Source organism: Nocardioides epinepheli, assembly GCF_037936805.1.
GTDB lineage: Bacteria > Actinomycetota > Actinomycetes > Propionibacteriales > Nocardioidaceae > Nocardioides.
This window is the reverse complement of sequence record NZ_JBBMMC010000001.1, coordinates 338,810-357,191: the sequence shown is the minus strand read 5'-3', so window position 1 is coordinate 357,191 and position 18,382 is coordinate 338,810. Positions and strand designations below refer to the sequence as shown.

Here is an 18,382-nt window from a genome sequence, read left to right as displayed (position 1 = left end):
GCATGAGCGAGGCAGCCGTGGCCGAGAAGGTCACCCCGCGTCTCAAGACGCGCTACCGCGAGGAGATCGTCCCGGCGCTCAAGTCGGAGTTCGACATCGCCAACGTCATGCAGGTCCCCGGCCTGGTCAAGATCGTCGTCAACATGGGTGTCGGCGAGGCCGCCCGCGACTCGAAGCTGATCGAGGGCGCGATCCGCGACCTGACCGCGATCACCGGCCAGAAGCCGGCCGTCACCCGGGCGCGCAAGTCCATCGCCCAGTTCAAGCTGCGCGAGGGCATGCCGATCGGCGCCCACGTCACCCTGCGTGGCGACCGCATGTGGGAGTTCCTCGACCGCCTGCTGTCGATCGCCCTCCCGCGCATCCGCGACTTCCGCGGACTCAACCCGGGCCAGTTCGACGGCAACGGCAACTACACCTTCGGCCTGACCGAGCAGGTCATGTTCCACGAGATCGACCAGGACAAGGTCGACCGGCAGCGGGGCATGGACATCACCATCGTCACCACCGCCACCACCAACGACCAGGGGCGCGCGCTGCTCAAGCAGCTCGGCTTCCCGTTCAAGGAGAACTGAGTCATGGCGAAGACCGCGCTCAAGGTCAAGGCCGCACGCAAGCCCAAGTTCGCCGTGCGCGGCTACACCCGCTGCCAGCGCTGCGGCCGCCCGAAGGCCGTCTACCGCAAGTTCGGCCTGTGCCGGATCTGCCTGCGCGAGATGGCCCACCGCGGCGAGCTGCCCGGCGTGACCAAGTCCTCCTGGTGACAACCAGCCACACCAACCGCTGAAGGTCCCCCCTCCTTGTGAGCGCGGGAAACCACAGAAGAGAGAGAACAACCAACCCATGACCATGACTGACCCGATCGCAGACATGCTGACTCGTCTGCGCAACGCCAACCAGGCGTACCACGACGAGGTCTCGATGCCCTACAGCAAGCTCAAGCAGGGCGTCGCGGAGATCCTCAAGCAGGAGGGCTACATCGCGGCCTTCGACGTGGCCGACAACGAGGGCCCCGGCCAGACGCTCACCATCACGCTGAAGTACGGCCGCAACCGTGAGCGTTCGCTCGCCGGCGTGCGCCGCATCAGCAAGCCCGGTCTGCGCGTCTACGCCAAGCACACCGGCCTGCCCAAGGTCCTCGGCGGCCTCGGCGTCGCGATCATCTCGACCAGCCAGGGCCTGCTCACCGACCGCCAGGCGAACCAGAAGGGCGTGGGCGGCGAAGTCCTCGCCTACGTCTGGTGACCTGAGACCGAGATAGGAGAAACACAGCATGTCGCGCATTGGCAAGCTCCCCGTCGCGGTCCCGTCCGGTGTCGACGTCGCGATCGACGGCGCGCTGGTGACCGTCAAGGGCCCCAAGGGCACCCTGTCGCACCAGGTCGCCGCCCCGATCGTGGTCGAGAAGGGCGACGGCGTCCTCGACGTCAAGCGTCCCGACGACGAGCGCAACAGCAAGGCCCTCCACGGCCTGACCCGCACCCTGGTCAACAACATGGTCGTCGGCGTCACCGAGGGCTACGAGAAGAAGCTCGAGATCGTGGGCGTCGGTTACCGCGTTCTGTCCAAGGGCCCCACCCAGCTGGAGTTCCAGCTCGGGTACTCGCACCCGATCATCTTCGACGCGCCCGAGGGCATCACCTTCACCGTCGAGGGTCCGACCAAGCTCGGCGTCGCCGGCATCGACAAGCAGCTTGTCGGTGAGGTCGCCGCCAACATCCGCAAGCTCCGCAAGCCCGAGCCGTACAAGGGCAAGGGCGTCCGGTACGCCGGCGAGCACATCCGCCGCAAGGTCGGAAAGGCTGGTAAGTAGTCCATGGCCATCAAGATCAAGCAGCAGAAGCACGCCTCGAAGCGGCTTGCCTCGCGCCTGAAGCGTCAGGTCCGCGGCCGCAAGAAGCTCAGCGGCACCGCCGAGCGCCCGCGCCTGGTCGTGACGCGCTCCAGCAAGCACATCACCGTCCAGGTCGTCGACGACCTGGTCGGCAAGACCCTGGTCTCGGCCTCCAGCATGGAGCCGGACCTGCGGTCCCTCGACGGCGACAAGACCGCCAAGGCGACCCGGGTGGGTGAGCTCGTGGCCGAGCGCGCCAAGGCCCAGGGCGTCGACGCCGTGGTCTTCGACCGCGCCGGCAACAAGTACCACGGCCGGATCGCGGCCCTGGCAGACGGGGCCCGCTCCGGCGGGCTGACCTTCTAAGCCAGTCCGACCAGAACAGGGAGTAGAGACTCATGAGTGGACCGCAGCGCGGACAGCGCGGCGACCGGCAGGGCCGCGGACGCGACGGTGGTCGCGGCCAGGGTGCCGAGAAGAGCCAGTACCTCGAGCGCGTCGTCGCCATCAACCGTGTCGCCAAGGTCGTCAAGGGTGGTCGGCGCTTCAGCTTCACCGCCCTCGTCGTCGTCGGTGACGGCGACGGGATGGTCGGCGTCGGCTACGGCAAGGCCAAGGAGGTGCCCGCGGCGATCGCCAAGGGTGTCGAGGAGGCCAAGAAGGCCTTCTTCCGGGTTCCCCGGATCCAGGGCACCATCCCGCACCCGGTGCAGGGTGAGAAGGCGGCCGGTGTCGTCTTCCTGCGCCCGGCCTCGCCCGGTACCGGCGTCATCGCCGGTGGCCCGGTGCGCGCCGTCCTGGAGTGCGCGGGCATCCACGACGTCCTGAGCAAGTCGCTCGGCTCGTCGAACCAGATCAACATCGTGCACGCGACCGTCGAGGCGCTGCGCATGCTCGAGCAGCCCGAGGCCGTCGCCTCGCGTCGCGGCCTCCCGGTCGAGGACGTCGCGCCGGCGGCTCTGCTCAAGGCGCAGGCCGAGGGCAAGGTCGAGGCGGCCGAGGCCGCCGCGGGGGTGAACTCCTGATGGCACAGCTGAAGATCCAGCAGAAGAAGTCCACCATCGGGTGCAAGGCCAACCAGCGCGAGACCGTTCGCTCGCTGGGCCTCAAGCGCATCGGTGACGTGGTCGTCAAGGAGGACCGTCCGGAGATCCGGGGCATGGTCCACACCGTCCGTCACCTGGTGACGGTCGAGGAGGTCGAGTGACATGACGCTCAAGCTGCACCACCTGCGCCCCGCGCCGGGCGCGAAGAAGGCCAAGACCCGCGTCGGTCGCGGTGAGGCCTCCAAGGGCAAGACCGCCGGCCGCGGTACCAAGGGCACCAAGGCCCGGTACCAGGTGCCGGTGGCGTTCGAGGGTGGCCAGATGCCCATCCACATGCGCCTGCCCAAGCTGAAGGGCTTCAAGAACCCCTTCAAGGTCGAGTTCCAGGTCGTCAACCTCGACCGGATCAACGCGCTCTACCCCGAGGGCGGCGAGATCACCGTCGCCTCCCTCGTCGAGCGTGGCGCGGTCCGCAAGGGTCAGCCGGTCAAGGTGCTCGGCCAGGGCGACCTCACCGTGAAGGTCGACGTCACCGCGGACGCCTTCTCGGCCTCGGCCAAGGAGAAGATCGAGGCCGCCGGCGGCTCGGTCACCCTCGCCTGAACCGAATCGACGACAACCCCGGGAGCATCGGGGCACACTGTCAGGGGCGTCCCTTGAGTAGGGGCGCCCCTGTCGTGCCTGTTAGGCTTCCCCGGGCCCTGCGGACGCGCTCTGTCACCGGAGCAGCCGGGTCCGGGTCTCATCTGCTGGAGAAAGAGGAAACGTGCTCGCCGCGTTCGTCAACGCCTTCCGTACCCCGGATCTGCGCAAGAAGCTGCTGTTCGTCCTGGCGATCATCGTCATCTTCCGGGCCGGCTCGCAGATCCCCGCGCCCGGGGTCAACATGGCCAACGTCCAGCAGTGCCTCGGCGACGACGCCAACAGCGAGGGCGTCTACACCCTGATCAACCTGTTCTCCGGCGGAGCGCTGCTCCAGCTGACGGTGTTCGCGCTGGGGATCATGCCCTACATCACCGCCAGCATCATCCTCCAGCTGCTCGTCGTGGTGATCCCACGGCTCGAAGCGCTGAAGAAGGAGGGCCAGGCCGGGCAGACCAAGATCACCCAGTACACCCGCTACCTGACCCTCGGCCTCGCCGTCCTGCAGGCCACCGGCATCGTCGCGCTGGCGCGCTCGGGCAACCTGCTGCAGAACTGCAGCGAGCCGCTGCTGCACAGCGACAACCTCTCGACGTTCATCGTCATGGTCGTCACGATGACCGCCGGCACCGCCGTCATCATGTGGCTCGGCGAGCTCATCACCGAGCGCGGCATCGGCAATGGCATGTCGATCCTGATCTTCACCCAGGTCGTGGCCACCTTCCCGGCCGCCCTGTGGGCCGTCGGCAAGACCCAGGGCTGGTGGACCTTCGGCATCGTCATCGTGGTCGGCATGATCGTGGTGGCCGCGGTCATCTTCATCGAGCAGGCCCAGCGCCGCATCCCGGTGCAGTACGCCCGGCGGATGGTCGGGCGCAAGATGTTCGGCGGCTCCTCGACCTACATCCCGCTCAAGGTCAACCAGGCCGGCATCATCCCGGTCATCTTCGCCTCCTCGCTGCTCTACCTGCCGGCGATGGCGGTCCAGTTCAACCAGAACAACCCGAACCCGCCCAGCTGGGTCGGCTGGATCAACGACCACTTCGTCAAGGGCGACCACCCGCTCTACATGGCGGTCTACTTCGCCCTGATCATCTTCTTCACCTACTTCTATGTCTCGATCACCTTCAACCCCCAAGAGGTGGCCGACAACATGAAGAAGTACGGCGGCTTCATCCCCGGGATCCGGGCGGGCAAGCCGACCGAGGACTACCTGTCCTACGTCCTGTCCCGCATCACGCTGCCGGGAGCCATCTACCTCGGTCTCATCTCGCTGATCCCGCTGATCGCTCTGGTGCTCATCGACGCCAACCAGAACTTCCCGTTCGGCGGGACCTCGATCCTGATCATGGTTGGGGTCGCCCTCGACACGGTCAAGCAGATCGAGAGCCAGCTCCAGCAGCGCAACTACGAAGGATTCCTCCGCTGATGCGTTTGATCTTGATGGGCCCGCCCGGGGCCGGCAAAGGCACCCAGGCCACCTCGGTCGCCGAGCACTTCGGCATCCCGGCGATCTCCACCGGTGACATCTTCCGCGCGAACGTCTCCGCGGGCACCGAGCTGGGGGTCACCGCCAAGCAGTACATGGACGCCGGGGAGTACGTCCCCGACGAGGTCACCAACGAGATGGTGCGCAATCGCATCAACGAGCCCGACGCCGAGCCCGGCTTCCTGCTCGACGGCTACCCGCGCACCACGGCGCAGGTCACCGAGCTCGACGCGATGATCGTGGCCACCGGGCACCGCCTCGACGCCGCCGTCTGCCTCACCGTCGACTCCGAGGAGCTCGTCGCGCGCCTGCTCAAGCGGGCGCTCACCGACGGCCGCGCCGACGACACCGAGGACGTCATCCGCAAGCGGCAGGAGGTCTATGCCGCCGAGACCGAGCCGCTCATCGGGATCTACCGCGAGCGCGGAATCCTGGTCGAGGTCGACGGCATGGGCGAGGTCGTCGAGGTCACCACGCGGGTCTTCGCGGCGCTCGACATCATCCCCGAGTCCTGATCGGCCCTGAGCCGAGCATGGGCTGGCGCGACCGCGGCGTCGAGATCAAGACGCCCGAGCAGATCGAGGGCATGCGGGCCGCCGGCCTCGTCGTCGCCCGGACCCTCGAGCTGGTCACCGACCTGGCCCGGCCGGGCCTGACCACCGGGGAGCTCGACGCCGCCGCCGAGTCGCACATCCGCGGGCTGGGCGCGACGCCGTCGTTCCTGGGCTACCACGGCTTCACCGGCTCGCTCTGCGTCTCGGTGAACGACGAGGTGGTGCACGGCATCCCCGGCAGCCGCGTGCTCGCCGACGGCGACCTGGTCTCGATCGACTGTGGCGCGATCGTCGACGGCTGGCACGGCGACGCGGCCACCACGATCGCGCTCGGCGAGGTGTCCGACGAGATCCGCGCGCTGATGACGGTCACCGAGGAGTCGCTGTGGCGCGGCATCGGCGCCGCCCGCCTCGGCGGCCGGGTCAGCGACATCTCCCACGCCGTCGAGAGCTATGTCGCCTCCCAGGGGGACTACGGCATCCTCGAGGACTACACCGGCCACGGCATCGGCTCCCAGATGCACCAGCCCCCCGACGTCCCCAACTACGGCCGGCCCGGCCGCGGCCCCAAGCTCGTGCGCGGTCTCGCCCTCGCCGTCGAGCCGATGATCACCGTCGGCTCACCGGACGTCGACGTCCTCGAGGACGAGTGGACCGTCGTCACCACCGACGGCTCCTGGGCCGCCCACTACGAGCACACCTTCACCCTCACCCCCGACGGCGCCTGGGTCCTCACCGCCCTCGACGGCGGCCGCGCCCGCCTCGAGGCCCTCGGCGTCCCCTACGGCGGCGACTGACCGACGCGTCGACTCGCACCGTGCGGATGGCGATCAGCCCGACGCCCAGTCCTGTTCGCGGACGTTCTGCAGGGCGACGCGGGAGGCGTCGTCGAGGGCTTCGGCGGCATGGCGGAGGGCGACGACGTGCTGGGCCGACCATTCCGACTCGAAGCGGGACCGGTCCGCGCCGACCCACTCGGTGTGGGCGAGGTTCGAGGTGAGGCGGGACTCCAGCGCACGCACCCGGTCGGCCACCTCCGCCATCCGGCTCGCCAGCGCCTGGACACTCTCGGTGTCCATCCCGTGCATCATGACGTCGGCCCCTGGCGTCCGGGGGCGGTGGCCGCGCTCGCCAGGCTCGCCATGGCCCGCACCCTGGTACGGAGCTCCGCGACGGTCTCCGGGGTCGCCCACGCACGTTGCGAGCCGGGCCGGGCCAACACCGACCAGGAGCCCTGCGGGCCGGTGAACAGGCCGGTGAGGTCGGGCAGGGGAGTCTCGGAGCCCTCGCGCCGCACCACCAGGACGTCGGCGCGCAGGTAGGCCCTACCGAGGACCTCGAGCAGCTCGGCCGGCGCGTCGGAGTCCGGGGCGACCGCCAGCTCGACGTCGAGCCCTTCGCCGTCGGTGGCCTCCGGGTGCAGCACAGCGCCCTCCAGCAGCGTGCCCAGGTCGCGGGCGCGACCCAGGGCGAAGTGGTGCAGGCCGTCGAGGCTGACCTCCTCGAGCAGCACCACGTCCTCGACGAGGTGTGCGTACCAGAAGTCCTGCCCGGTCGAGGTGGTCCGGCCGGCCGCGATCACCGCGGACGCGCTCTGGCGCAGGGTCAGCGCGGAGAGGACGTCGTTGCGGACCCGCAGCTCGAGCGCGACGTCGCCCGAGGCCGCCCCCTCCTGCGCTGCGGCCAGGCTCTCGGCCTCCGGCGGGTCGACGATGCCGCGCGCCACCAGACCGCGGAACGCGGTGCGACGCACGGCGTCGAGCTCGCCCGGCGGCAGCTCGGTCAGGACGGGCATCACCACCACGCCCTGGTCGGGCGCGAGCACCGAGAGCTCCTCGTCGGTGAGGGTCTCCAGGGGGATCGTCGACACCTCGTCGGTGCGGCCGGACGGATCGGCCTTGGTGGCGTCGTAGTCGAGTTCGGTCGCGGTCATGCTCCTGCTCCTACGGGTCGGGTGCCGCCGAGGAGGCCACGCGCCCAGCCGAGCGCCTCCTGGTAGCCGTTGACGACGCCCTGCCAGGCCTCGGTGGAGGCGCGGTAGACCGCCGAGCCCAGTCGGGTGCCGGCGGACTTGACCGAGTCCCAGTGGTCGACGAGGTAGTTGCCGGCCGACCAGAGGCCATAGGCGGCGACGCCGACGGCGGCGACGGTCGCGGTGATGGGAGCGCTCGCGACCAGGGCCGCGCCGCCGACCAGCAGCGTGAGCGCTCCCGCCGTCCCGGCCACGGCGAATCCGCGGGTCGCCCAGCCGCGCCAGCCGTCGTAGCCGCCGCCGGTGACGATGTCGATCGCGCCGGTGATGGCGGTCACCGGCAAGAACACCTTCCCGAGCAGTTTGCCGAGTGCCGGCAGTCCGAGCTTGCCGAGGATGCCGCCGGTGCGCGTGCCGCCCATGAACACCTGCAGCGCCTCGATCAGTTGCGCCGAGGCGACGATCCGGCCCAGGTTGCCGGCTCGGAGCAGACGGAGGAAGTCGAAGAGCGCCTTGGCCTTGCTGAGGGGGCCGGCCGGTGTCTTGAGGTACTGCACCAGCGCCTTGAGGTCGCTGAAGATGGCCAGGACGCCGTAGCCGGCCGCCGCGCCGCGCTCGGCGCCACTGGCCCGCTCCTGCTCCTGGGCGTTCTCCGACAGCAGCCGTCCGGCCGTCTCCAGGGCGTCGGAGACGCCGGTCATCTGCTGCAGCGCGAGCGTGCCCCACTCCTGCTTGCACCGGTCGGCGTCGGGACCCTGCCAGTCGCGGGCGGCGTCGATCGAGCCCGACAGCATCGAGCTCAGGTCCCGCAGCTCGCGGGCGCCGCTCTCGAACTCCGCGGCCAGGCGCTCCAGGCCCTCGACGTCGGCGCCGACCAGTCCGGTCACGGCCCCTCCTCCACCTTCGGTCCAGCGCCGCGTCCCACGCTCGGCGTGGACACACGCTAGGCGGGTCAGGCCCGGCGCGTCTGCAGCCGACGGGGCGGAGACTTCCGGTTCCTGGCGACTAAGGTGTGGCACGACATGATCGACCACAGCCGCGCACGTCTCGTCGTGCAGACGCCCCACGGACAGCGCGAGTTCGACCAGGACCGCGTCGCCGTCGGGCGCGACCAGTACTGCGACATCGTGATCAACGACCCGCGCGTCTCCCGTCATCACCTGAGCTTCGAGCGCCAGGGCGGGGTCTGGTATGTCGCCGACTCCAGTTCGGGCGGCACCTACCTCGACGGTCAGCGGATCGCCACTCAGCAGCTCGGGACCACGGCCATCACGCTGGCGCTGGGAGACCTGCAGGGCGAGGTGCTCACGGTGTGGCAGGTCGGGAGCGCCCCGCAGGCGTTCCAGCCGCCGCCGTACCAGCCGCCGATGACCGAGCGGCCCCTGTCCCAAGGCCCGTTCCCTCCGCCGGCCTCGTTCCAGCAGCCCGCGCAGCCTCAGTACCAGCCGCAGTACCAGGCTCCGTACGTACCGCCGTCGCCGCCGACGCCGGGGTCGATCCCGATGGTGGCCCAGGCCAACCTGCCTCCGGGCCAGATCGCACACGGGCAGTCGATGCTGTCCCCGCAGCTGGCCGGTGGCCGGTCGGTGACCATCGGCCGTGACCGGTCCAACGACATCGTGCTCGACGACCCGCTCGTGTCCCGCTTCCACGCCCGTCTGGACCTCGGCCACCAGACCGCGCCGACCGTGATCCACGACCTCGGCAGCTTCAATGGCATCTTCGTCAACGGCTCGCGGGTGGCCGGGGGAGCGGTGCTGGAGCCCGGCTCGGAGGTCATCCTCGGCAATCTCACCTTCCGGTGGGACGGCGCGCAGCTGGTCACCTCGGCCACCCAGCACGAGTTCACGCTGTACGCCGACGGCCTCACCGTCGTCGTCGACGGCGGCAAGCGGCTGCTGGAGAACATCTCCTTCACCTTGGAGCCCTCCTCGCTCACCGCTGTCATCGGACCGTCCGGCGCCGGCAAGTCGACCCTTCTCGGCGCGCTGACGGGTCTGCGGCCGGCCACCCACGGTCGCGTCATCTGGCAGGGGCACGACCTCTACACCCACTACGACCAGCTGCGTTTCCAGATCGGCCTGGTGCCGCAACAAGACATCCAGCACCCGCAGCTCAAGGTGCGCCAGGCTCTCGGCTACGCCGCCGAACTGCGCCTGCCGCCCGACACCCAGCCCGAGGAGCGCGCTCAGCGCGTCCACACCGTCGCCGGTCAGCTGCAGCTGCGTGAGCGGTTGGAGAACCGGATCGGCACCCAGCTCTCGGGTGGTCAGAAGAAGCGGGTCTCGATCGCCACCGAGCTGCTCACCGCGCCGCCGCTCCTCTTCCTCGACGAGCCGACGTCGGGACTCGATCCCGGGCTGGACCTCGAGGTCATGAAGCAGCTGCGCACCCTCGCCGACGACGGCCGGGTGGTCGTCGTGGTCACGCACTCGGTGCTGGCCCTCGACGTGTGCGACAACGTCATGGTGCTCGCGCCCGGCGGCCGGATCGCCTACTTCGGCCCGCCGGCCGGGGTGCTGAACCACTTCGGGGTGAAGAACTACCCCGAGGTCTTCGACCTCCTCGACGAGCCGGACCTGTGGTCCCGGATCGCCCAGCCGCCGCCGTCCGCCGACACCGGTCGGCTGCCGGCGCCCGCAGCCCCGGTGCCCGCGCCGCCGCGGCAGTCGTTCGCGCGGCAGCTCTCCACGATGGTGCGTCGCAACGCCGCCGTCGTGATGGCCGACCGGCTGCTCCTGACGATGCTGATCGCGCTCCCGCTCATCCTGGGCGCGTTGAGCCGGATCGTCCCCGGGAGCTCCGGGCTGTCCCTCTCCGACACGCTCAACTGCCCCGGCGACGCCGAGTCGGTCGGTCCGATGAAGTGTCAGCCGATGCAGAACGGCGTGCCGTTCGGCGACCTCGTCGACAAGATCTACTCGCCCGCGGAGGCCTCCCAGCGCCTCATCGTGCTGATCGTGGCGGCCTGTCTGATGGGCACCGCGATAGCGATCCGAGAGCTCGTGGCCGAACGGCCGATCTTCCGGCGTGAGTACGCCGTGGGGCTCTCGCCCGGGGTCTACTTCGCCAGCAAGATCATCGTGCTCGGCTCGGCCGCCTTCGTGCAGGGCCTCCTGGTCACCTTCATCGCGGTCGTCGGGCTGCCCGGTGCCGACGGCGATGCCGGGACGTTCCGCATCGCCCTGGTCATCGGCGCACTGTCGTTCACGATGGCGGTCATCGGACTGTGCCTGTCGGCCCTGGTCACCAGCAGCGAGCAGACGATGCCGGCGTTGGTCGGCATGATCATGGTGCAGCTGGTGCTCTCGGGCTCGTTGTTCGCGATCAACCGGCCGGTCCTCGAGCAGATCTCCTGGCTCTCGCCGTCGCGGTGGGCCTATGCGGCGTGCGCGTCGGCCATGGGCCTCACCCGCGGGCAGCAGGATCGTGACAAGGAGGACTGGATCGCCCTGCCCGGCGCCGGTCACTTCCTGATGGACGTCGCGATGCTCGGCCTGCTGTGTGCCGCCGCGATCGGCGTCGGCTTCTGGCTGGTCCGCCGTAGCGCGACCTCGGCCGACTGACCGGCGGTTCCACCGCCTGAGGTTGAGCAAGCGAGCGCTCGTTGATTGATCGAACCCCGGCGACTGTCCTTGCCAGGGATTACGAGGTCGGGTGCGAGGTTTCGTCTGCGCCGATGAGTTCGTTCCTCACTCGTCGGCGTGCTCGACCTCCGAGGTCGGGCCCGCTGCCGGAGGTTGAGCAAGCGAGCGTCAGCGAGCGCCGACGAAACCCCGGCAGCCGGCGCTGCCAGCGTTCGCGGCTTCGTCCCTCAACCTCCGGGTTCGTCGTCGAAGGGACCCTCTAGCTCGATGTTGAAGTCGGAGTCCTTGCGGGAGAGGAGCTCGCGGCGCTCGTCGGGGCTCAGCGACTCCAATGCCTCGACGACGTCGGCGGGGAACCCGGTGACCTCCGGGGCCGCCGCCAGCGGCACGACCGTGTGGACCACACGGTCGTCGTAGAGGTGCACCAGGCTGATCGCCTGGTGGCCGTCGACGCCGGACACGAAGCGATCCCTCGGGGCGGGATCGCTGGTGTAGCACGACGCCGAGGCCACCGAGACCGGGATGCCCGCGAAGGTCGAGTGGGTGGTGAAGTGCAGATGTCCGGCCAGGATCACTCGGACGTCGGTGCCGGTGAGCACCTCGGCGAGGGCCGGCTGGTCCTCGAGCTCGATGACCTCCGCGGCGGGCAGCATCGGCGTGGGGATCGGGGGATGGTGCATCGCGAGCACCGTGCCATGCGGTGCCGGCGTCGCCAGCACATCGGCCAGCCAGCCCAACTGTGTGGGCTCGAGGGCGCCGTGGTGATAGCCGGGCACGCTGGTGTCGAGCGAGACGATGCGCAGACCGTCGATCTCGAACACCCGGTCCTGGGAGGCACCCGTCTCCGGTCCGGGCGCATCGCCGTACAACCCCTCGGCGTAAGCGCCGCGGTCGTCGTGGTTGCCCATCGTCCACACGACCTCGGCGACGAGGTCGGCCGCCACCGGCTCGACGAGCTCGCGTAGCCGGGCGTACGCCGCCGGCTGACCCTTGTCGGCGAGGTCGCCGGTGAAGAGCAGTACCTGAGGGGCCGGCTCGATGCGGCGGAGCCGGTCCAGGGCCAGGCGCAGTCCCGTCTCGGGGTCGACGACGTCGTACTGCAGGGCTCCGGCGGCCAACAGATGGGGGTCGCTCAGATGCGCGATCGTGTGTCGTGGGGGCGGGTACTGACCGAGTTGCACGGGCGCAGGTTAGTCCTCCGGTGCTCGCGGGGAGAGTGGAACTGGTCCACGCCCCCCGCTGTGATGAAGAAGGAGCCCGATCTGTGGCGATCCGAGACAAGCTGGTCCAGTCCGCACGGCCGTACCTGGCACCCGACGAGCAGGTCCAGGCGGTGTTCAGTGCACAGAAGCTGAACCAATGGTGGGTGCTGCTGTCGGTGCTGATCCTCCTGTTCGCCAACGAGTACCGCATCGTGGTGGTCACCGACCGGCGCATCCTCGTCCTGCGCACCGGGAAGATGAGCCTCACGAAGGTCCAGGGCGTGATGTGGGAGGCGCCGCGGGCCACCGTGATCGGTCCGGCCCACGGTCTGTGGTGGAAGTGCGAGACCCTCGGCGAGCCGATGTACGTCCACACGCGGTTCCACAAGGACGTGCTCGCCGCTGACTCGATGCGCCCGGCGCCCCCGGTCCTGCCCGGCTACTGAGCCTCGTCCAGGACGGTCACGGCCTTTCCGACGTCGGTGCAGGCCCACGACCGGCACCAACGCCGACCCGCGGCGAGGTCGCCGGGATCGCCCCACAGGCGGGCGGTGATCCGGACCGCCTCCACCGCGGCGCTCGGCGAGCCGCCGACGAGGGAGAACCGGAGCTCCCGGTCGAGGGCGGCGTCGATCCACGACTCGAGGGCGGGTCCGTCGAGGTCGAGGGTGAGGGCGTGCTCGGCGGCGGCCACCTCGTCGAGCGCGGCCAGCCACGAGGCCGTGGGCTCGCCGGCGACGGCGACGTAGAGCGTCGGTGGCTCCTCGCCGCCCAGGCCCGCGGCGTCGGCCGCCGCGGCGACCCTGCGGGCGTTACCCGCTGGATCGGCAAGGTCGCGGAGGGCGGTCTCGATCGCGGTGAGGTCCAGTCCGCGTCGCCGCGACAGCTCGACGGGGCCGCTCAGCTGCGCGGCTCCGCCCGACACGACCGCTCGCAGAGGGGCGTCCTGAGGAGCCTCGGGCAGTGCGGTGTCCGGCAGACGCAGGGCGCCGACGTACGGGTGGTCGGTGACCACCGGTGCGTCGAGGAACCCGGCCCACGGCTCAGCGTCCATCGAGCAAATCTAACGGTCCCCGGGTTACGCGACGGCGCCCGGACCCGCGCGGGCCCGGGCGCCGGGGGCGCTGCCGGTCAGGTCAGGCGGCGACCTGCTGGCCGTTGAGGAGCTTGTAGGTGTAGGCGGTGCCGATGATCGCGACCGGGAGCGCGACGATCAGGCCGATGCCGCACAGCAGCGCGCCGACGATGTAGAGGCCGAGCGTGACCAGGACCCACACCAGCGCCTTGCCGTCGCCGGCGACGAACCTGAAGCTCGCGGCGATCGCCTCGGTGGGCGAGTAGCCCTTGTCGATGACGTAGAAGTTCGCGTAGGTGAGCATCAGCGCGGCGATGATGCCCGGCAGGAAGCAGAGCAGGAAGCCGATGAAGACGATGATGCTGGAGAGGATGGAGGTCACGATGACCGAGCCGATCCGCTCGGTCTTGAACAGCTCGGTGTACTCGAAGGGCCGCCCCTCGGTGATCGCCAGCGCGCCGCGGATGATGCCGGCGCCGATGATCTGGTAGACGGCGAAGAACAGGAAGCTGGAGATCGCCGAGACGAGCAGCGTGATGAAGAAGCCGCTGCCCTCGTCGCAGCGCAGGTTGCTCAACGAGGTGCCCGTGCACTGACGCTCCTCGACGAGGGCCCCGCGGATAACCCAGCCGAGTCCCTGGAAGACCGCGACCGCGACCACCACGATGACCCCGGCGATGAGGATCTGGACGATGTTCTGCTGGAACTTCGTCCACCCGTAGTTGATGGCGTTCCCGACGCTCCAGCCGGCGTTCCCGAAGGGCTGCTGACCGCCGTAACCGCCATAGCCGTCCGATGGCGGCGGCGGGGGCGTGCCGTATCCGCCCGGGGGCGGTGGGGGCGGCGGCGACTGCGACATGTGGTGCTCCTACGGGGTGAAGTGCGTCGGGCACACGAGCGACCGCGACATTGGACCGACATCGGACCGGGTGAAAACTAACCCGTCTGAGGCGATTCCGTCATGACCCTTCGCGCACGGTGGACGTCGGCGACGAGAATGGCGCCATGAGCGCACTCGACCGCGACCCCACGGAGCGCACCTGTCAGGCCGGCTCGACGACCGGCATCGAGGTGCTGACGCCGCGCGAGGTGCCGCTCGGCGGCCCACGCGCGATGCGGGTGCGCCGCACGCTGCCCTCCCGCGAACGCAGCCTCATCGGCGCGTGGTGCTTCATCGACCACTACGGCCCCGACGACGTCGCACGATCCGGCGGCATGGTCGTGCCGCCGCATCCCCACACGGGCCTGCAGACGGTGAGCTGGCTGTTCACCGGGGAGATCGAGCACCGCGACAGCGCCGGTCATCACGCCTTCGTGCGGCCCGGCGAGGTGAACCTGATGACCGCCGGACACGGGATCAGCCATTCGGAGATCTCCACCGACGCCACCACCACGCTGCACGGCGCCCAGCTCTGGGTCGCCCTTCCCGACGCTGCCCGCGACGGCGAGCCGGGCTTCGTCCACCACGTCCCGTCGCCGGTCCACCAGACCGGGCTGGAGGCGCGGGTCTTCCTCGGCTCGCTGCTCGGCGACTCCTCGCCGGTCCCCACCGCCACCCCGCTGCTCGGCGCCGAGCTTCTCCTCGAGCCGGGCGCCGAGGTGGGCCTCGACGTCGACCCGGCGTTCGAGCACGGCGTCCTGATCGACGCGGGCTCGCTCACCGTGGCCGGGCAGCCGGCCGAACCGCACGACCTCGTCTACCTTCCGCCGGGTGCCGCGAGCCTCGAGCTGACCGCGGGGGCCGAGCCCGTTCGTCTCCTGCTGCTCGGCGGCCCGCCGTTCGGCGAGTCGATCGTCATGTGGTGGAACTTCGTGGGCCGCACCCACGAGGAGATCGTCGAGTTCCGCCGCGCCTGGCAGCAGCAGGTGGGGGAGGGGGAGGCGTTGAGCGACGGCCGGTTCGGTGTCCCCGCCGGCGACGTCCGTCCGCCCATCCCGGCGCCGGAGCTGCCGAACGCCCGGCTGCGCGAGCGCCGATGACCACCTTCGGCGTCCTCGGCGTCGGCTCGATCGCCGAGTCGATCGTGATCGGTCTGTGCTCGGCATCGGAGGCTCCCGACGTTGTGCTGTCGCCGCGGAACGCAGAGCGGGCAGCCCGGCTCGCCGCGCGCTTCCCCACCGTCGAAGTCGCGAGCGACAACCAGGAGGTGCTCGAGGTCGCAGACGTCGTGGTCGTGTCCGTGCTGCCCGCACAGGCCGACGACGTCCTCTCCGGACTGAGGTTCCGCACCGATCAGGCCGTGGTGAGCGCGATCGCGAACCTGTCGATGGCCCGGCTTCGCGATCTGGTGGGTCCGGCCCGCGAGATCTCCCGAAGCATCCCGGTGCCGGCCGTCGCCCGCGGCGCGAGCCAGACGCCCGTCCACCCGGCCACCGACTCAGGGAGCGAGCTGTTCGGCCGGCTCGGCGGCACGCTCCCGGTCGCCGAGGAGTCCGCCTTCGAGGCGCTCTCCGCCGCCTCGGCCACGGTGGCGGCCTACTACGACTACCTGGCCGCCATCGCCGGCTGGCTCGTCGACCATGGTGTGGAGGAGGCCGCCGCCCGGCGCTACGTCGCGGCACGCTTCGAGGAGCTCGGACCCGAGCTGCGTGGTTCCGACGTCGACTTCTCGGTGTTGGCCGGCGCTCACTCGACGCCGGGAGGGCTGAACGAGCAGCTCGCCCGGGACCTGCGTGGCGCCGGCGTCCCCGACGCCGTCCGGTCCGGACTCGACGGTCTGCTGGCGCGGCTCCTGCCGCCTCCTTCGCCCTGACCGGGCCGGCTTGTTGGCCTGTTGGCGTTGGCTTGTTACTGACCGTTGCGACTTGTTACTGACCGTTGTGACCTCTGGCCTGCGCTTACAAGCGCAGGTCAGTACTCACAACGGTCAGTAACATGCCGCCGCATGGGACCACTGATCGGCGACGACGGGGTGGCGCGCTGTCCGTGGGCGGGAGCCGAGGCGAGCCTGATGCGCGACTACCACGATCGGGAGTGGGGGCGGCGGGTCGCGGGGGAGGCCGCCTACTTCGAGCGGCTGACCTTGGAGGCGTTCCAGTCGGGGCTGTCGTGGGCGACGATCCTGCGCAAGCGGGAGGCCTTCCGTGAGGTGTTCTGCGGCTTCGACGCCGACCGGGTCGCCGGCTTCGACGACGCCGACCGGGTCCGTCTGATGGACGACGCGCGGATCGTGCGCAACCGGCTCAAGATCGAGGCCGCCGTCACCAACGCCCGCGCCACGGTGGACCTGCGCGACGACGTCGGGTTGGAGGCGTTCGTGCTCTCCTTCGCCCCGGCGGGCCCCCCGGCGCCCGAGGACACCGAGTCGATGGCGACCACCTCGGCGGAGTCGGTGGCCTTGTCGAAGGCCTTGAAGAAGCGGGGCTTCGCCTTCGTCGGGCCCACCACGATGTATGCGCTGATGGAGGCAATCGGCGTGTTCGACCCGCACCTGGTCGGCTGCCACCGCCGCGAGGACTGACGACACCCCCGCTAGCCCCGCGCGGGCCACGAGACGCCGACACTAGATTCGAGGCATGGACCGGGTCTCCGCATTCACCGACGACGCCCTCGGCGAGCACGACACCATCGGCCTCGTCGAGGAGCTCCACGCGGGCCACGTGGGTGTGCGCGAGGTGGTGGAGGCGGCGATCGCGCGCATCGAGCGGGTCGACCCCGATCTCGGGGCGATGGCCTACCGCGCCTTCGACCGGGCTCGGGTCGAGTCCCGCGATCCGCGGGGCGGCTTCTTCGCCGGGGTGCCGACCGTCGTCAAGGACAACGTCGACGTCGCGGGCATGCCCACCCGGGAGGGCGCCGACGCGTGGATCGGGCGTCCGGCCGCCGTCGACGGCGACTTCGCCCGGATGTATCTGGCCACCGGCCTGATCCCGCTCGGCAAGAGCCAGCTCTCGGAGTACGGCTTCTCCGCAGCGGCGGAGCACCCGCGCCTGGGCGCCGTCCGCTCGCCGTGGTCGCCCAGCCACGTCGCCGGCGGCTCCTCCGCGGGCGCCGCCGCCCTCGTCGCCTCCGGGGCGCTCCCGATCGCGCACGGCAACGACGGCGGCGGATCGATCCGCATCCCCGCCTCGATCAACGGGCTGGTCGGGCTCAAGCCCACCCGAGGCCGACTCGCGCAGGCCAGGCTGACCCGCGAGATGCCGGTGCCGATCGTGTCCGACGGCGTCCTGACCCGCTCGGTCCGCGACACCGCCGCCTTCTACCGGGAGGCCGAACGGGTCTACCGGCCGCTCTCGCTGCCGCCGATCGGGGACCTCACCCGCCCGGGCCGCAACCGGCTGCGGGTCGGGCTCAGTACCACCGGTGGCTCCCCGGCGAGTGCTCAGCTGCGCGAGCTGACCCTCAAGACCGCCGTCCTGCTGGAGGAGCTCGGGCATCACGTCGAGGAGGTCGAGCCGCAGGTCAGCGAGCAGCTCGCCGACGACTTCCTCCTCTACTGGGGCTTCCTCGCGCTGGTCGTCATGCGCACCGGACGCCGTACGCACGGCCGCACCTGGGACCCGACCCGGCTCGATCACCTCACCCACGGCCTCGCCCGGCACGCCGGCCGCAGGCTCCACCGACTGCCCGGCGCGATCCGGCGACTGCGCCGCGCGAGCGCCGACAGCGCAGCGTTCTACGAGCGCTACGACGTAGCCCTCACGCCCACGCTCGCGCACAGCACGCCCCTGGTCGGCTATCTCGATCCGAGCCAGTCCTACGACCTGCTGATCGACCGGCTCACGTCGTGGGTGTCGTTCACCCCGCTGCAGAACGTCACCGGCGATCCGGCGATCTCGCTGCCGCTCCAGAGCACCTCGACCGGCCTCCCGGCAGGCATGATGTTCGCGGCCGCCGCGGGCCGCGAAGGGGTGCTGCTGGAGCTGGCCTACGAGCTGGAGGAGGCCCGCCCGTTCGCCCGGATCGGCGCTCCGGTCGGGGGGTGATCGGGGTCTCGTTCCGCCCAGGGCGAACCGATTTCGTGCTTGCCCCCGACGGTGT

The 18,382-nt window shown here is 70.4% G+C and carries 23 protein-coding genes; 17 read left to right on the top strand and 6 right to left on the bottom strand.

Features of this window, described 5'->3' with window-relative positions; translation table 11 throughout:
* Window positions 1-2: 2 nt before the first annotated feature.
* The 11 genes from rplE to map all read left to right on the top strand — a co-directional run bounded on the left by rplE (window position 3) and on the right by map (window position 6,362).
* The gene (gene rplE / locus WMR31_RS01710) at window positions 3-575 is read left to right on the top strand and encodes a 50S ribosomal protein L5 (RefSeq protein WP_340537037.1); all 573 of its coding nucleotides are present in this window, start codon (window positions 3-5) and stop codon (window positions 573-575) included.
* Window positions 576-578: 3 nt separating this feature from the next.
* The gene (locus WMR31_RS01705; RefSeq protein WP_011757321.1) at window positions 579-764 is read left to right on the top strand and encodes a type Z 30S ribosomal protein S14; all 186 of its coding nucleotides are present in this window, start codon (window positions 579-581) and stop codon (window positions 762-764) included.
* 79 nt (window positions 765-843) lie between these two features.
* The gene (gene rpsH, locus WMR31_RS01700; protein ID WP_340537036.1) at window positions 844-1,245 is read left to right on the top strand and encodes a 30S ribosomal protein S8; all 402 of its coding nucleotides are present in this window, start codon (window positions 844-846) and stop codon (window positions 1,243-1,245) included.
* A gap of 28 nt (window positions 1,246-1,273) precedes the next feature.
* A complete protein-coding gene (rplF, locus tag WMR31_RS01695) occupies window positions 1,274-1,813 on the top strand; it encodes a 50S ribosomal protein L6 (RefSeq protein ID WP_340537035.1) in 540 nt (179 codons plus the stop codon).
* A 3-nt stretch (window positions 1,814-1,816) separates the two neighbouring features.
* On the top strand, window positions 1,817-2,200 hold the full coding sequence (rplR, locus tag WMR31_RS01690; RefSeq protein WP_340537034.1) for a 50S ribosomal protein L18: 384 nt from the start codon (window positions 1,817-1,819) through the stop codon (window positions 2,198-2,200).
* Window positions 2,201-2,232: 32 nt separating this feature from the next.
* Window positions 2,233-2,859 carry a 30S ribosomal protein S5 gene (rpsE, locus tag WMR31_RS01685; protein WP_340537033.1) on the top strand — a complete coding sequence of 209 codons (627 nt, stop codon included), beginning with the start codon at window positions 2,233-2,235 and terminating at the stop codon, window positions 2,857-2,859.
* Entirely contained in the window at window positions 2,859-3,041 is a 183-nt protein-coding gene (rpmD, locus tag WMR31_RS01680) for a 50S ribosomal protein L30 (RefSeq protein WP_340537032.1), read from the top strand. Before rpsE ends, rpmD begins: the two co-directional genes overlap by 1 nt.
* A gap of 1 nt (window position 3,042) precedes the next feature.
* Window positions 3,043-3,483 (top strand): 50S ribosomal protein L15, encoded by a 441-nt coding sequence (gene rplO / locus WMR31_RS01675; RefSeq protein ID WP_340537031.1) that lies wholly within the window; start codon window positions 3,043-3,045, stop codon window positions 3,481-3,483.
* 163 nt (window positions 3,484-3,646) lie between these two features.
* Window positions 3,647-4,951, top strand: coding sequence for a preprotein translocase subunit SecY (gene secY / locus WMR31_RS01670; protein WP_340537030.1), 1,305 nt, complete (start codon window positions 3,647-3,649; stop codon window positions 4,949-4,951).
* A complete protein-coding gene (locus WMR31_RS01665) occupies window positions 4,951-5,526 on the top strand; it encodes an adenylate kinase (protein ID WP_340537029.1) in 576 nt (191 codons plus the stop codon). Before secY ends, WMR31_RS01665 begins: the two co-directional genes overlap by 1 nt.
* 17 nt (window positions 5,527-5,543) lie before the next feature.
* Window positions 5,544-6,362 carry a type I methionyl aminopeptidase gene (map, locus tag WMR31_RS01660; RefSeq protein WP_340537028.1) on the top strand — a complete coding sequence of 273 codons (819 nt, stop codon included), beginning with the start codon at window positions 5,544-5,546 and terminating at the stop codon, window positions 6,360-6,362.
* Window positions 6,363-6,395: 33 nt separating this feature from the next.
* Here map and WMR31_RS01655 read toward each other — a convergent pair whose 3' ends face one another.
* The 3 genes from WMR31_RS01655 to WMR31_RS01645 are packed head-to-tail and all read right to left on the bottom strand — an operon-like array spanning window position 6,396 to window position 8,424.
* Window positions 6,396-6,644, bottom strand: a complete 249-nt coding sequence (locus WMR31_RS01655; RefSeq protein ID WP_340537027.1) for a hypothetical protein — start codon at window positions 6,642-6,644, stop codon at window positions 6,396-6,398.
* Window positions 6,645-6,652: 8 nt separating this feature from the next.
* Window positions 6,653-7,498, bottom strand: a complete 846-nt coding sequence (locus WMR31_RS01650) for a hypothetical protein (protein ID WP_340537026.1) — start codon at window positions 7,496-7,498, stop codon at window positions 6,653-6,655.
* A complete protein-coding gene (locus WMR31_RS01645) occupies window positions 7,495-8,424 on the bottom strand; it encodes a hypothetical protein (protein ID WP_340537025.1) in 930 nt (309 codons plus the stop codon). The genes WMR31_RS01650 and WMR31_RS01645 overlap by 4 nt, the downstream gene beginning before the upstream one ends.
* A 135-nt stretch (window positions 8,425-8,559) precedes the next feature.
* On the opposite strand from WMR31_RS01645, the gene WMR31_RS01640 reads away from it, so the two are divergent.
* Window positions 8,560-11,103 (top strand): FHA domain-containing protein, encoded by a 2,544-nt coding sequence (locus tag WMR31_RS01640; protein ID WP_340537024.1) that lies wholly within the window; start codon window positions 8,560-8,562, stop codon window positions 11,101-11,103.
* A 248-nt stretch (window positions 11,104-11,351) separates the two neighbouring features.
* Here WMR31_RS01640 and WMR31_RS01635 read toward each other — a convergent pair whose 3' ends face one another.
* On the bottom strand, window positions 11,352-12,305 hold the full coding sequence (locus WMR31_RS01635; protein WP_340537023.1) for a metallophosphoesterase: 954 nt from the start codon (window positions 12,303-12,305) through the stop codon (window positions 11,352-11,354).
* A gap of 83 nt (window positions 12,306-12,388) precedes the next feature.
* On the opposite strand from WMR31_RS01635, the gene WMR31_RS01630 reads away from it, so the two are divergent.
* Complete coding sequence (locus WMR31_RS01630; protein ID WP_340537022.1) at window positions 12,389-12,772, top strand: hypothetical protein; 384 nt, start codon at window positions 12,389-12,391, stop codon at window positions 12,770-12,772.
* Here the strand turns inward: WMR31_RS01630 and WMR31_RS01625 are convergent.
* Both WMR31_RS01625 and WMR31_RS01620 read right to left on the bottom strand, forming a co-directional pair.
* The gene (locus WMR31_RS01625) at window positions 12,766-13,380 is read right to left on the bottom strand and encodes a hypothetical protein (RefSeq protein WP_340537021.1); all 615 of its coding nucleotides are present in this window, start codon (window positions 13,378-13,380) and stop codon (window positions 12,766-12,768) included. The two genes, WMR31_RS01630 and WMR31_RS01625, sit on opposite strands and share 7 nt — an antisense overlap.
* 82 nt (window positions 13,381-13,462) lie before the next feature.
* The gene (locus WMR31_RS01620) at window positions 13,463-14,260 is read right to left on the bottom strand and encodes a hypothetical protein (RefSeq protein ID WP_340537020.1); all 798 of its coding nucleotides are present in this window, start codon (window positions 14,258-14,260) and stop codon (window positions 13,463-13,465) included.
* Window positions 14,261-14,406: 146 nt separating this feature from the next.
* Here WMR31_RS01620 and WMR31_RS01615 point away from each other — a divergent pair, with 146 nt between their 5' ends.
* The 4 genes from WMR31_RS01615 (at window position 14,407) to WMR31_RS01600 (ending at window position 18,327) form a co-directional block, all read left to right on the top strand.
* Window positions 14,407-15,381, top strand: a complete 975-nt coding sequence (locus WMR31_RS01615) for a pirin family protein (RefSeq protein ID WP_340537019.1) — start codon at window positions 14,407-14,409, stop codon at window positions 15,379-15,381.
* The gene (locus WMR31_RS01610; protein ID WP_340537018.1) at window positions 15,378-16,154 is read left to right on the top strand and encodes an NAD(P)-binding domain-containing protein; all 777 of its coding nucleotides are present in this window, start codon (window positions 15,378-15,380) and stop codon (window positions 16,152-16,154) included. Before WMR31_RS01615 ends, WMR31_RS01610 begins: the two co-directional genes overlap by 4 nt.
* A 132-nt stretch (window positions 16,155-16,286) precedes the next feature.
* A complete protein-coding gene (locus WMR31_RS01605; RefSeq protein WP_340537017.1) occupies window positions 16,287-16,862 on the top strand; it encodes a DNA-3-methyladenine glycosylase I in 576 nt (191 codons plus the stop codon).
* A 55-nt stretch (window positions 16,863-16,917) separates the two neighbouring features.
* A complete protein-coding gene (locus WMR31_RS01600; RefSeq protein ID WP_340537016.1) occupies window positions 16,918-18,327 on the top strand; it encodes an amidase in 1,410 nt (469 codons plus the stop codon).
* Window positions 18,328-18,382 lie beyond the last annotated feature (55 nt).

Excerpts from the sequence above, each read along its gene's own strand:
- rplE (WP_340537037.1), top strand. The coding sequence starts at position 3 with ATGAGCGAGGCAGCCGTGGCCGAGAAGGTCACCCCGCGTCTCAAGACG.
- WMR31_RS01705 (WP_011757321.1), top strand. The coding sequence starts at position 579 with ATGGCGAAGACCGCGCTCAAGGTCAAGGCCGCACGCAAGCCCAAGTTC.
- rpsH (WP_340537036.1), top strand. The coding sequence starts at position 844 with ATGACCATGACTGACCCGATCGCAGACATGCTGACTCGTCTGCGCAAC.
- rplF (WP_340537035.1), top strand. The coding sequence starts at position 1,274 with ATGTCGCGCATTGGCAAGCTCCCCGTCGCGGTCCCGTCCGGTGTCGAC.
- rplR (WP_340537034.1), top strand. The coding sequence starts at position 1,817 with ATGGCCATCAAGATCAAGCAGCAGAAGCACGCCTCGAAGCGGCTTGCC.
- rpsE (WP_340537033.1), top strand. The coding sequence starts at position 2,233 with ATGAGTGGACCGCAGCGCGGACAGCGCGGCGACCGGCAGGGCCGCGGA.
- rpmD (WP_340537032.1), top strand. The coding sequence starts at position 2,859 with ATGGCACAGCTGAAGATCCAGCAGAAGAAGTCCACCATCGGGTGCAAG.
- rplO (WP_340537031.1), top strand. The coding sequence starts at position 3,043 with ATGACGCTCAAGCTGCACCACCTGCGCCCCGCGCCGGGCGCGAAGAAG.
- WMR31_RS01665 (WP_340537029.1), top strand. The coding sequence starts at position 4,951 with ATGCGTTTGATCTTGATGGGCCCGCCCGGGGCCGGCAAAGGCACCCAG.
- map (WP_340537028.1), top strand. The coding sequence starts at position 5,544 with ATGGGCTGGCGCGACCGCGGCGTCGAGATCAAGACGCCCGAGCAGATC.
- WMR31_RS01655 (WP_340537027.1), bottom strand. The coding sequence starts at position 6,644 with ATGGACACCGAGAGTGTCCAGGCGCTGGCGAGCCGGATGGCGGAGGTG.
- WMR31_RS01650 (WP_340537026.1), bottom strand. The coding sequence starts at position 7,498 with ATGACCGCGACCGAACTCGACTACGACGCCACCAAGGCCGATCCGTCC.
- WMR31_RS01640 (WP_340537024.1), top strand. The coding sequence starts at position 8,560 with ATGATCGACCACAGCCGCGCACGTCTCGTCGTGCAGACGCCCCACGGA.
- WMR31_RS01625 (WP_340537021.1), bottom strand. The coding sequence starts at position 13,380 with ATGGACGCTGAGCCGTGGGCCGGGTTCCTCGACGCACCGGTGGTCACC.
- WMR31_RS01620 (WP_340537020.1), bottom strand. The coding sequence starts at position 14,260 with ATGTCGCAGTCGCCGCCGCCCCCACCGCCCCCGGGCGGATACGGCACG.
- WMR31_RS01615 (WP_340537019.1), top strand. The coding sequence starts at position 14,407 with ATGAGCGCACTCGACCGCGACCCCACGGAGCGCACCTGTCAGGCCGGC.
- WMR31_RS01610 (WP_340537018.1), top strand. The coding sequence starts at position 15,378 with ATGACCACCTTCGGCGTCCTCGGCGTCGGCTCGATCGCCGAGTCGATC.
- WMR31_RS01605 (WP_340537017.1), top strand. The coding sequence starts at position 16,287 with ATGGGACCACTGATCGGCGACGACGGGGTGGCGCGCTGTCCGTGGGCG.
- WMR31_RS01600 (WP_340537016.1), top strand. The coding sequence starts at position 16,918 with ATGGACCGGGTCTCCGCATTCACCGACGACGCCCTCGGCGAGCACGAC.